Origin of the sequence: Neisseria sp. HMSC070F02 (genome assembly GCF_001814225.1) — a bacterium.
Lineage (GTDB): Bacteria > Pseudomonadota > Gammaproteobacteria > Burkholderiales > Neisseriaceae > Neisseria > Neisseria meningitidis.
In genome coordinates, this window is record NZ_KV815400.1 from 1,781 (window position 1) to 3,517 (window position 1,737).

Here is a 1,737-nt window from a genome sequence, read left to right on the forward strand (position 1 = left end):
GGATGTTTCTTCTAAAATCCTTGAACTCGCACATCATAATTAATCTCCAATACGATTTAGGTTTTTATCAAATGTACCGTTTCTTGTTTCTTTTCTGTTCAGCTTCTTGGGTGAAGATGCTTCTTTCCAAGCCCCTCCATTATGTGAATCTACATCGCGTGATATATAACTCTTTCCTTTTTTAAAAATAGCAGCATCATTTCTCGTTCTTTCTTTTATTTTTCTATATCCCAATTTCTTTGCTGCTGCATATGCTTCTGAATCATTCCCATATACGGGGGTAGATGGTGTTTTTCTTGGCGGACACGCATTATGAACCCAAACCCCTTCCGTTCCGCCTGATTACCCTTGACGAAGTAGGTATGCCAGTCGGCAACGGTCAGATTGTAGGCTTTGAGCGGCTGCTGTTTGAGGGTAATGTTTTGAACCGTCTGTTTTGCACCGCTTTCGGAAAGCAGGGTGTCGCCTTTTTTCAGACGACCTGCCTGTATCCACTTTCCTTGACTGTAAAACGGGTGGATTTTATTGGAAACGAGGGTCTGTATTTTACCGATGCCGTCTGAAATTTCAATGTAAACGGTTTCTTGATACGGATTGCCGTATCGGGCGGTAACGGGTTTGTATCCCGTTTTTCCGCTTGCCTCGTCCTTGGCGAAGACGCGGTCGCCGGTTCGGATACGGGCAATGGCTTTTCAGCCGTCTGCCGTTTTGACCAAGGTGCTGCCGTGGAAGGAGCAAGTGTAGGATTTTTGAAGAACTCAGTTCTCAATATCCTATTTCAAACGAAGGAAATGCCGTCTGAAAATTAAACACGGTTTCAGAAGACATTGTGATTGTTGGTTTTTTAACCTACGCTTGCGAAATTAATTCCTTTCTCCTGAATACTGCACCATTTATTTGGTTTAACTCCATAGAAGAATGATTAGAATAAATACATTCAAAGTCAGCTTCATCAAAATATTCTCCACACATAGACCATAACTCTGTAATCAAATATTCCATATCTTCATGGTCTTCTGTGATGGCTTCTCTTGATAAATAATTTTTGATTTTTAAAAACCTTCTTCCTTCCTCGTAATCTACGGTAATTAACCTGATATCTGAGTGTATCATGCCCAGCATTGCTATATTCATACCGACTCGCAGCCAGCTTGGTAATATATTCATAACTATTGCACCTTTTTAATGGTTTTAGGGTTAGCCGGAACAATGTGAACTCCATTTTTACCTGAATGAATCGTACCAAAATTGGTACTTAATCCTGATTTCCCATCGCTGCCTATAGGATACCCAAAATCAACAACAGGATTTCCTCTTGCTCCTTTAGAAATAACTGGATAAGCACCTGAATGTATTCCGTTCAACAATTCTTGAGGATTAATGTTTTGATTTAAAGTACTCTTACCTTCAATGTAGTTTCTATGTCCTGAAATATGTTTCCCTTGAGCTCCATCATGAATTTTAGTCCCAATAGATTTTGCTTTAAAATCAACATTGCGGGTTTGAAACATTTCTCCATCTACAGACTGAGATAATCTTGAAGCAGTGTTATGCTTGTAGGAGTCTGAGAAATCCCCACTAACCGCAGCCTTCCCCGGTTTTGCCGCCTTTGTCAGGTTTTTGACTTTGGCAAACGGCAGGACGTTGACCAGGGCTTCGACGGTTTCGGCGGCATTGGGGTTTTCCTGCATCCACTGGTCAACGGCTTCGCCCGCGCTGATAAAGGGGTTGAGCGCG

At 41.7% G+C, this 1,737-nt stretch carries 1 protein-coding gene and 2 pseudogenes; all 3 read right to left on the reverse strand.

The features are described from left to right. Nucleotides 1-39 precede the first annotated feature (39 nt). Nucleotides 40-686: pseudogene (locus HMPREF2959_RS13490) on the reverse strand (polymorphic toxin-type HINT domain-containing protein). Nucleotides 687-849: 163 nt separating this feature from the next. Further along, a complete protein-coding gene (locus HMPREF2959_RS04400) occupies nt 850-1,167 on the reverse strand; it encodes a MafI2 family immunity protein (RefSeq protein ID WP_002222809.1) in 318 nt (105 codons plus the stop codon). 2 nt (nt 1,168-1,169) lie between these two features. Beyond that, nucleotides 1,170-1,737, reverse strand: a pseudogene (gene mafB, locus HMPREF2959_RS04405) (polymorphic toxin MafB class 1); the annotation flags it as partial.

Bases quoted from the DNA above. Each gene is read 5' to 3' on its own strand.
- HMPREF2959_RS04400 (WP_002222809.1), bottom strand. From the start codon at position 1,167: ATGAATATATTACCAAGCTGGCTGCGAGTCGGTATGAATATAGCAATG.